The following is an 8,279-nucleotide window of genomic DNA, read 5'->3' as shown; positions in this document are numbered from 1 at the left end:
TCCCGTGAAAAGCTGCGAACAGCCTTCACGGGATATCTTCTATGCTGGTTTTCCTACAGAATCAAGGAAAGCCTGTCAAACCATTTATCGGTTCAGCAACTGTTCTACAGCAGCTCCCCCCTTATTTTCTGACTTGTTATCCTTAGTCATATCAAAAAGTGCATCCAGTTCATATGCACCGAGAGTAGTCTGCGGCTGGAAATCGGATGAAGTCACATAGTTCATCACCGAACGGAGCAACTGGCAAGATGCCGGACGTTTTTCCAGTTCTTTCGCAATGTCAAGATTCAGTACAAACAGGCTGCCTGTACCCACCTTTGCTTCGAATGCAATTCCCAACTTGCGGTTTTCTTCATATGTATCAACGCTCTGGATCACGGGTGTCAATGTTCGCATATCTGTCAAATCAACTGCACGTGCATTATTCAGGATATCCCACCACTGCCAATCTGCATAATATGATGTCGGGAAGTCACGGAATGCAGGATGTTCATTACTGATCAATGTACCCACGATCATCGGATCCCAATTAAACATGATCGGATTCCAGAAATGACTAGCAAAATGCGTCTTGCGGCCCTTTACTTTCTTTACATCAGGAACCAAGAGTACCCGTTCACCCTGTGCCAGCAATTTGCGTGCCTGTTCCCAGGTGGTAGCCCAACGACATTCCGAAGCACCGGAACCTGCACCAAACTGTTCTCCATTCTCAGGCAAAGCCACCGGACGGTTATCCGGATATACCCAAATATCCCACTCATTGTGTACATCTCCCAAAGAAGCATGCAAAGTATATTTACCTGTCTGAGAAATCTTATCCAGTGATACACGAACTACGCCGACTGAATCAACGCCACCACGAGCTATATTGCCATGTGACAAGCGTCCGGATTCAATTCGCTTTCCGTCTTCGTCAGCCAGCCACCATTCAATATTTCCGCGACGAATATCTGTCGGACCAAACTGATAAACATCCATTCGTGCTGCGAGTGTTTCAGAAGGAGAGAAAATTCGCTTAGGCAATCGTGCCAATATTACTACCGGACCACATGACTCACGATATTTCTCAGGTGTCACCAGTCCTTTACTTTCCCAAAAGGCATCAAGAATACCGACAAACGCACTTCCCTGTCCCGGAAAATCTGACAGTCCCAACAGCTGGAAACCGCCAGAGTTAGATGTACGCATCAAAGCTTCGTTAACTTCCTTATACTGCAAAACAGTATGTGCTCCCGTAGCACGAAAGAAATCGTGTGCCTGCTCCAGCATTCCATTGCGTGTCAGCCGTTCGCGGAAGACAGCAAAATTACGCGGTTCAAGAACTCCAGTATACTTTTCTATTTCACGGAAATCAGGATACATGCAACGCTGCCCTGTTTCATGTGCAATGACCGGAACATCAATATCAGATTCCTTGCTTCGATCCCAGTCTGTTGAAGGTTTACCTTCGTAAACAGTGATCCAGCCTTTGTCTGTTACATGTGACACATAGAACTGATCGGAAGCAACATGTGTACGTGCTGTTGAAGCCGAATACAACCGGCGGTTATCATAAGCCTGTCCTTTTTTCACCAAATCCTCGAGTACAGCAAAATCTCCTTCATTTTCATTACCGTTACAGTACAGGATAAATGACGGATGATTTCCATATTCATCCAGAATCGCATACATTTCTTTCTCAAAGAAATCACGGCGCTGCGGATAACGGCCCACATCTTTAATCCACATGGGAAGTTCTACCTGCAGATACAATCCCAGACTATCTGCTGCTTCGAAAGCTGCCCGCGGCGGACACCAGGAATGGAAACGTACATGATTCATTCCATAACTCTTCACTGTACTCATAATACGTGCCCAGTCACTTGTTGAAGTAGAAGGATAACCTGTAATCGGGAAAACAGCACAGTCAAGCACACCGCGCAAATGCACATTATGTCCATTGATACGAATGTGATGCTTGCCCTGTTCCACCTTACGCATACCAAATACTGAAGAACAAGTATCAGCTCCCAGTTCTGACTTTAATACAGCCGTCAGCCGGTACAGAGCCGGATCAAACTCATCCCAAAGACGGACATTCTTGCCTAACTCTACATCATGGCTGATTTCAGAACCACCGGCAGGCAGTTCTACAGGAACTGTTACTGAATTCACAGGTTTGCCATCCTTTCCTGTCACCTGTAAAGCCAGTTCTCCTTTTGCAGCTTCCTTACCGGCACCCAGATGCAGGCGTACATGGATTTTCCGGTTATCTACATCCGGATCAATCCGCATCTGCTTAATGTTAAGAGCTGGACGAGCCTCCAATTCAATTCGTCCCACAATACCATTCCAATTGGTCTGTGTATATTCCGTAGTGCCATGTGCCCACTGGTCCATCGGATACTTCAGACGGTTATCCACACAAATAGTCAGTGTATGTACTCCCGGAGTCATCAACGATGTGAGTGAAAAACGATTCGGCACAGACAAGCGTTCGTCAGCTCCAGCCTGTTCGCCATCTACATATACCGTTGTTGCCCAATGACAACGTTCCAGTGTCAATACAATATCCTTTCCGCTCCAGGAAGAAGGAATAACAACTTCACGCTGATACCAGGCCATACCGCAATATTCAAACCGGCGGCTCAGACGATCCACATAGGAAGCCTCGTTACGCACTCCCAAGCCTGCCTGATCTGTTGAACCCGGCAAAGCAATACTTCCTCCCAGACGGCTCAAATACAATTCCGATCCAGGCGTCATACCGAATCCCATCGGATCAAACTGGAAACGCCACAAGCCGGACAAATCCATCGTCTGGGCACGCAGACCCGCGACGACAAACAAAACAGCAAATAATAAAAATGTTTTCTTCATATTACTTTTGATTATTCATTATTGATTCTACAACTTTAAGATCCAGTTCACGGGATGGCTGAAAGCGTTCCGAAGCCATATAGTCCATCAAACTTCTGCGGAACTGTGCGGCTGCCGGACGTGAAGGCAGATCATGCTGCAAATCCGCACTGCACACCATCAACTTACCGCCGCCGACACGTGCTTCGAAAAGTACCCCCAGCTTACGGGCGGTAAACCAGTCATCTATCAGATGAACAACCGGATAGAAATCTTTCGGAAAGACATTCATGTTCATTGCCCTGCAGCGGCTTACCAGTTCCCACCATTGTACGTCACTCACTCCATCATTCGGGAAAGAAGCCAATGCGGGATGATCTGCACGGCAATACACTCCCAGTGTATGCGGAGCCTGTCCCCGTGTCCATGCCGTATTCCAGAAAATAGATGAAAAACCGACAGCAACCTCATCCTTTACGGACTGTAAAGCATCATACGATAGCCACAATACGGATTTTCCCCGGCTAAGTTCTTCGCATGCACGGCTGTCCAGTTTTTCTGTAATATATATTTCTGAATTTTCATTCCGTTCTTCAACCGGATAGACAAAGACATTCCAGCTGTTACAACTGCCGAAACCTTTTATACCTGCCGAAACGACCAGTTTGGAAGCCTCTTTTATTTCTGACAAATCAAGTGAAATCTCTCCTATCTGAACAGCATTTCCCAAGGGGACAGAAACTGAAAGCGATTCCTGTTTCAACAGTTTTCCGTCAGCAGTAGCCACTTTCCATTCCAGTTCTGCCTGCTGAATCGGCTCTGTTCCGAAATGAGCAATTTCCAGCGGAGCCTTCAAGGTTTCTTTGTTCGTCCAGACCATCTTCGGGAAGCGGATCAGCGGAACCGTCTGACTGCAGAATGAACTGAACTCCTTACCATCCACATATCCTTTTTCCTCCCAGAAAGGATCCAATACGCCAACCAGGGCTGTACCCTGTCCGGGAAAATCATTCAGGCCGAGCAGCTGGAATCCGGCCATTCCCGGCGTACGCAAGGAAGCCTCGATATCCATTTTGTAACAAAGAGTCTGCAGACGTCCTGAAGCATAGAGAAAACTATCAGCCAGATGTTCCATTCCGTTCTTGCGTAAAGAAGCCTCAAAAATATCAAAGTTACCAGCTTTCAATACTCCCGTATATTTCTCACGTTCTTTCAGGCGGGGATAAACACACCACTGGCCGATTTCATGACTAACCGTAGGCATATCCTTTCGAATAATCTCACGCCAGTCATAATCAGTTCGAGGAGCTTCACGGTTGATCACACTGTTCAGTCCGGCTCCCCACACCTGAATACGCGGTTCCATTGTACTCCAGAAATCAGCTTCCGGCACATAAGGCCATCCCGCTGCACTCGTATACACCCGACGTCCGTCAGTCTGTTTCCAATAGTTCACCAGCTTTCCCAGATAATCAGCCTGGCGGTTTCCCGACGGTTCATTGCCATAAGCCATCAGACAGAAAGAAGGGTGATTGCCATACTCTTTCAGAATGCGATCTCCTTCCTGACGGATCCATTCATCCTGCGGCAAGCCACTTCCGACCTCTGCCCAGGCACCACATTCCACCTGCAAATATAATCCCATACTGTCTGCCACGGAAAAAGCAGCTTCCGGCGGACACCACGAATGGAAGCGTACATGGTTCAATCCATATTCCTTACATTTGCCATAAATCTTTTTCCAGTAATCCTTGTCCATGGCCGGATAGCCTGTCAAAGGAAAGACACAACATTCCAGTGTACCCCGCAGAAATACCGGACGACCATTTATTTCAAATCGTGTACCCTGAGCACGAAAATCACGGAATCCGAAAGAAACGATCTGTTCATCTGCTCCTTGCGGAGTATTCAGAGTTACTCGCATGCGATAAAGATCCGGAGTTTCTGCTGACCAGAGACGAACCTGATCTCCGAGATCGACCTCAGCTTTCAGTTCCTGATTTCCCTTTTCTGCAGTCAGGCGTACCGCTTTTCCTACCGGAGTTCCATCAGAATTTTCAGCCTGCAACAACAATTCTCCATCCGCACTATCCGTTTTTCCTGCCAGGCAGACTCTGACGAGCACCTTCTTCTGACCAGCATCAGGATCAAGCCGCACATGATCAATATACAAAGTGGGACGTACCCGGAGAGACAGGTCGCCTATTACTCCATTCCAGTTGGTTTGAGTATGGTCTGAAACACTATGGGCATTCATACCGACATCCACTTTCATCCGATTATCTACCCGCAATGTAAGTATGTGCTCTCCGGCCGAAAGTCCATCCAGTATGTAACGATGCGGCACAGCCAGTGATGTACATTCTCCTGCCTGCCGGCCATCAACAAACAACATGGTTTCCCAATGAGCCCGCTCCAGGTTCAGCTCTATTGAACGGCCTTCCCATTCCGAAGGGACATTTATTTTTTTCTGATACCAGGCCACTCCGACATAATGTTTGTCAGGAGTCAGCCAGAAAGGAACTTTTACCTGTCCATCCTGCCGGTAAGGTTCATATTCGGGAGCGTAATACCAGGCACTGTCAACAATCTGTCCGGTCCACCGGGTTGTTACACTGACATCTTCGCCCTTTCCTTGCTCCTGTAACGAACCGGGTAACTGCACGATCTCATCCAGAATCTTTTCCTGCCATTTTTCCTGTAATCCAACATCTTGCGGATCAAGTGCAAAATTCCATTCTCCAGCCAGCGAAAGCCGATTTACATCTTGCCGGCAAGAAACCAGTATCATCAAGAATACTGCCAGACAAGCAAAGCAACGAATCCTCATAAACGCTTACCTCCAATTAATGATTTACCAAAAATGAAAAAACTTTCCACTCACATGTCTTTACGACTTTGCGAAGTTCTATATATCCAATATTCAGACTTAAGATCCTCACTATGCAAAGTAACGACTTTTATACCAATACCAAAATAGACTATTAGAAGAAAAATATGGATTATATTATGCAAAGGGAAAGGCCTCGAAGTTTTTTAAAAACGTTTCGGCATATAAAAAAAACGTTTCGGCGTTTTCCCCTACACGCCGAAACGTTTTTTCAACAGACCTGAAACATAATTCCAGATCTGTTGCTCACCTTAACTTTTTTAATATTTATAAGAGACAACTTCCCCCGGTTTTGTATTCACCTCCAAAACCTCTCCTGTATCAGGAGAAAGGAAATGCAGAGTTCCTCCCTTTTCTGAAACAATCTTTACCTGGACAACCTTGCCGCCCTTGCGTTCAGCTGATACAAGAAATCCGCCTCTTGCGCGAAGGTCAGTGAAAGCAACATCTTTCCATTCTTCCGGGATAGCAGGGAATACCCGAACCACTCCCGTATGACTCTGCAACAACATTTCCTGCACGGCTGCAGCAAAGGCAAAGTTTCCTTCCAATGTAAACGGACGATACGTAAACAATGATTTACCGGTACCAGACTGGTCTCCATTGGCATGGAAAAGATTTTTCAGACAGAAGCAAGATGCAAAGACACGCAAGGCCTCAGCAGCTTCTTCTCCCTTGAAAGCACGTGCCAGCATATTGGCATACCATGCGTAAGTATATCCGGTCCAGTAGTCAGGACCATAGTCTTTCATCTTCTTCAATGTCGCCAAAATAATCTGCTGATCCTTTTCGCCATTGCTCCAGTCAATCAAGCCTAAAGGATGAATGGCCAGTGCATGTGAGAAATGACGATGCGATTCATTATACGGATGTCCTTTGGCAAATGTCAGAGCCCCTTCCTTATCCAGATCGAAAGCCGGAAGCTGAGACTCAAGCTGAGCCCAGTGTGCAGCCTCTTCACCCAGTTTCAGCGATGTAGCCATTTCTGAAGCGGCACGGAACAAGAAGCGCATCAGAGAAAGATCATAGTTAGTCATGTCTTTAAACCAGGCATTCAGAGAATTATCATAAATCTCCGGACTGGAGCTAAACTCCAGTCTGCGGACTCCAGCCTGATCAACAAAGGAAATCTGCTCAAGATAAACAGCTACATCACGAACAAACGGATATGCTTTCTCACGCAAGAAATCTTCATCGGCCGAATATTGCCAGTGCAAATAAAAATGCTGTGCCAGCCATGCACCAATGGTCTGCGACATGGAATACTGAATCCATCCTCCCATCGGCTCGCCCGTCAGCGTACACACTCCGGGAACATTCATTCCTTCCGTTTCGAAATATTGACGGGTATACTGTTTATAAACATCACGCTGATTCCACAACGTATTCAAATATCCCAGGCCTTCCGACAAATGATTACCTGTATACACGGGCCAGTAACTTAACTGCGTATTCAGATCATGATGATAATCTCCCTTCCAGGGCGGAAGTTTTCCGTTATCCGCAGTCCATACAGCCTGCAAAGAAATAGGATATGAATTTTCACGGGAAGCAGAACCCAGTTTGTACATTTCATTATCATACTGTTTCTGCAACAATGAATCCGGCAAACTGACAGAAGACTGCTTCCAGAAAGTATCCCAATAAGCAGTATGGTCTTCATAATCATTTGCAACTCCTCTTTTCATAGCTTCCTCAACTTCTTCTTCAGCCTTCTCAGGACACAAAGAAGTTGTCACACTCCATGTTCCATATAATTTCTTTCCCGACTTCATCCAAGAGACCGCCACTTCATAATAAAAATCCCCAAAACCTTTCTGATGATAAACGATCTTATTTCCATCCCGTATCACTTTCCCCTGTGAATACCCTAAACGTTTCAGGTCGAGACCTTCTACCGGACCACCTCCTGAATCACCCGACAAAGTATCGGCGTATGTCGGAGCGATGATATCCGGAATAAGATTTTCGTCCAACTGATCAAAAACGAACCATCCCACAGGCTCAGAGGCATGAACGAAAGTCTGCAAACGTGTTCCTTCCGGCCATTTCACTTCACACAAAGCATCATTCAAGTACAACCGGACAGAAGACGGATTTCCCAATTCCTTCAGTGAAAACTCCAGGGCTGCTCCCGGAATCTTTGCCGGTGCCGGTTCCATATCATACGGATGATCCAGTTTCTTCTGTACCGGCAAATAGTCTTTTGTACGGATATGTTCCTTCACCCAGGCAAAACGGAAATTTGCTCCCGACAAACTGTCCGAAGGGCGCAAATCCCATAAGTCTATCCGATCCAAAGAAAGACGGAGCGCATCTCCTTTCTTCCAAACCAAAGCACCGATAGTTGCATTTCCCAAAGGAACTCCTTCGTCCCAGGTCTGAGCCAGAGAGTCAAAGACCAGATCACTCTTCGAAGTCTTGGTCGGTAAATTCTCCAACCCAGACGTACAGGCCATCAGTCCTACCAATAATCCTGACAATAAAACACTTACTCGCATTTTCTCTCAATATTAGTTTTTCGTTTCATAAAGGTTTCTGATTCTTCGGA

3 protein-coding genes are annotated in these 8,279 nt (G+C 46.3%); all 3 read right to left on the bottom strand.

Annotated elements, in window-relative coordinates; all coding sequences use genetic code 11:
• Window positions 1–84 precede the first annotated feature (84 nt).
• The 3 genes from BACCOPRO_RS13760 to BACCOPRO_RS13750 all read right to left on the bottom strand — a co-directional run bounded on the left by BACCOPRO_RS13760 (window position 85) and on the right by BACCOPRO_RS13750 (window position 8,229).
• Window positions 85–2,859 carry a DUF8487 domain-containing protein gene (locus tag BACCOPRO_RS13760; protein WP_008144496.1) on the bottom strand — a complete coding sequence of 925 codons (2,775 nt, stop codon included), beginning with the start codon at window positions 2,857–2,859 and terminating at the stop codon, window positions 85–87.
• Between the two features lies 1 nt (window position 2,860).
• Entirely contained in the window at window positions 2,861–5,668 is a 2,808-nt protein-coding gene (locus BACCOPRO_RS13755; protein ID WP_040311505.1) for a DUF8487 domain-containing protein, read from the bottom strand.
• Between the two features lie 320 nt (window positions 5,669–5,988).
• Entirely contained in the window at window positions 5,989–8,229 is a 2,241-nt protein-coding gene (locus tag BACCOPRO_RS13750; protein ID WP_040311504.1) for a glycosyl hydrolase family 95 catalytic domain-containing protein, read from the bottom strand.
• Window positions 8,230–8,279 lie beyond the last annotated feature (50 nt).

The organism is Phocaeicola coprophilus DSM 18228 = JCM 13818, assembly GCF_000157915.1.
GTDB lineage: Bacteria > Bacteroidota > Bacteroidia > Bacteroidales > Bacteroidaceae > Phocaeicola > Phocaeicola coprophilus.
This window is presented reverse-complemented; position numbering and strand designations above follow the sequence as displayed.

Coding starts and splice junctions, on each gene's coding strand:
- BACCOPRO_RS13755 (WP_040311505.1), bottom strand. CDS start 5,668: ATGAGGATTCGTTGCTTTGCTTGTCTGGCAGTATTCTTGATGATACTG.
- BACCOPRO_RS13760 (WP_008144496.1), bottom strand. CDS start 2,859: ATGAAGAAAACATTTTTATTATTTGCTGTTTTGTTTGTCGTCGCGGGT.
- BACCOPRO_RS13750 (WP_040311504.1), bottom strand. CDS start 8,229: ATGCGAGTAAGTGTTTTATTGTCAGGATTATTGGTAGGACTGATGGCC.